The following is a 2,260-nucleotide window of genomic DNA, read 5'->3' on the forward strand; positions in this document are numbered from 1 at the left end:
GGATAATATATAGTTATCAATTACAAAAAATAGATGGAGAATTATAGATGTGTATAGACTTTTTTGTTTCGCACAGTAAAGAAATAAAACATACTATTGCTATCCCTCTTTCTCAAACATTATCATCCCTTGGATTCAATACATGGATTGATCAAAAATGGATAACAACAGGTACAAGCATATATCAAGAAATTGAAAATGCAATTTCGAAGTCTACTTACTGTATCGCTATTATAGACGAAGCTTTTTTGTCACGGAAATGGCCCCAAAAAGAGCTTCAATTATTTCGTGAGAAAAATAATAATAAACATAAAAATAACATTCTTCCCATTTATGTAAACCTGAATAAATTAACGGTATATAAAACACTTTCTTGGTTAGAAAATCAGGCATTTGAAGAACTAAAAAATAATCACTTTAATAATTATGCAGATTTAGAAATAATATGTAGAATTGTAGGTCGATATTATGGTGATATTATATCAACTTCTTTAGAAAAAATTGCACATGAATTTTCTGGATATACATTTTCTTGTAAAAACACATTAATGATCTTACTTAATAACAAAGAATATTTTTCAACGGACTTACGCATTGCTATTATAGATATATGTAACATTGGAGGCGTGGTATATGCTATTTATAAATCGCTAACAAAATCTCCAAATCAGATTATAGATATTTGTTTTCGTTTCTGTAATATGTTACGTGATGCATGTTTTGATACTGATTATCCTTTGAGTTACAGTATGTATACTGCTGCAAGTAATTCAATTGTTGCAGCAATGGAACAATTAAAAGTTCTTTTGAATGTTTGCTAATACATTTATTATAGATGAAGTAATTCTTTTTGGATCAGTACATTCTTGTAATACGTTTATTTCCGATTTTAAATAAGGATATTTCTCCAGATTTGAGTGAACTTCTTTCCATATATTATTGGCAACATATCCTGTTGAACCTATGGGTATGATGTAAGCGTTGAATTTTTTCGCGATTTCAAACTCTTCATAAACACCATCGGCCAAGATGACTTGATTGTCAACTAATTTATTACCAAACATAAATATAGCAATTCCAGCATGTTTAAATATCCCTTCTCGATATTCAGTTCGTATATCTGTGTAATCAGGGCGATTCTTGTCTTCATAAGGAAATGCCTTAATCATAAGATGTTTTTCTAGTTTTGAAACATTAGATTGACATTCTTCTATTATAGAACTTATCACATAACTCCCTATGCCCCTTGCATGGCCTGTTATAATTCTATAACGATAGCGATACAATGTTTTGACAAGATGTTTTATAAATAATGGTGCTGTAGATTCCCAATCCTTACCGTATTCATGAGCAGCACCAGAAATAAAAATATTGTTACATTTAGATGCTTTTTGAATTTCTTTTAGAATATCTGGAATTTCATTATAATGGTCAATTAAAACAGCTTCAATACCATATCTTTTTAAATCATGAATACGTAAATTTTGTTTATTCAGATCATAGTAATAGTCTTTGTCATTACAGTAGTCTTGTTTATCAATCTTTTTCAATAAACAATAATGTGTGCGACGATTTTCATTTAATAAGTTTCTTATTCTACTAAGAATATACTTCAAATTAGGGTCTTCAAAACTAAATCCAATGAATAAGAAGGTTTTAGTGACTAAATCACCTTGAAGTGCAGTGGTGAATAATTGACGTTTTTCATTATATAGTTCATAATCATCTTTTGTAATGATACATGTTGATGGATCCAGATAGTCACCGTGCATTTTATAAATTATCGCATCAGATTCACATAAAGTTGTTGCAAGACTCTCTGGAGTTGTTTTTATGTCAATATGCTTCTCATGGTTTTTTAAAGTATCTTCTAATAAATGATCATAATTTGTTGTCCAATATGTATGTATTGACATTTCTGCTAATAATTGAATGCTTATATTTTCTTGGGATTCAGTAACAAACCGGTTAAGAATTCTATCGTTTATTTCTCCTCGCCCTCTTTTTTCATTACAATAATATTGAGCAACCTCAACTAAATCCGCTTCTTTATCAACATCTAATTGGATTTCTTCTGCAAGGTCTCTTAAAAGATCTTTCCAATCAACAAAGCCGGAAGGGCGAGACAGACCTGCTCCTGCAAAGATAGCAGCATATCCTTCTTGAATTGCTTTTACATAGTGTCGTTTCAATTCTGATAGTGTGGCCATAATCAATCCCCTTAAAAATGATTAGTATCGTTGATAACTATATATTATCC

2 protein-coding genes are annotated in these 2,260 nt (G+C 30.1%); one reads left to right on the forward strand and one right to left on the reverse strand.

Annotated features, from left to right (window positions below; translation table 11 throughout):
- Window positions 1-47: 47 nt before the first annotated feature.
- Window positions 48-821: a toll/interleukin-1 receptor domain-containing protein gene (locus NE619_RS17700; RefSeq protein ID WP_256133816.1), complete on the forward strand. Its 774-nt coding sequence runs from the start codon at window positions 48-50 to the stop codon at window positions 819-821.
- On the opposite strand, the gene NE619_RS17705 is transcribed toward NE619_RS17700, so the two are convergent.
- Window positions 795-2,210, reverse strand: a complete 1,416-nt coding sequence (locus NE619_RS17705) for an SIR2 family protein (protein WP_256133817.1) — start codon at window positions 2,208-2,210, stop codon at window positions 795-797. The genes NE619_RS17700 and NE619_RS17705 overlap by 27 nt on opposite strands.
- Window positions 2,211-2,260 lie beyond the last annotated feature (50 nt).

The organism is Anaerovorax odorimutans (assembly GCF_024459955.1).
GTDB classification, from domain to species: Bacteria; Bacillota; Clostridia; order Peptostreptococcales; family Anaerovoracaceae; genus Hominibacterium; species Hominibacterium odorimutans_A.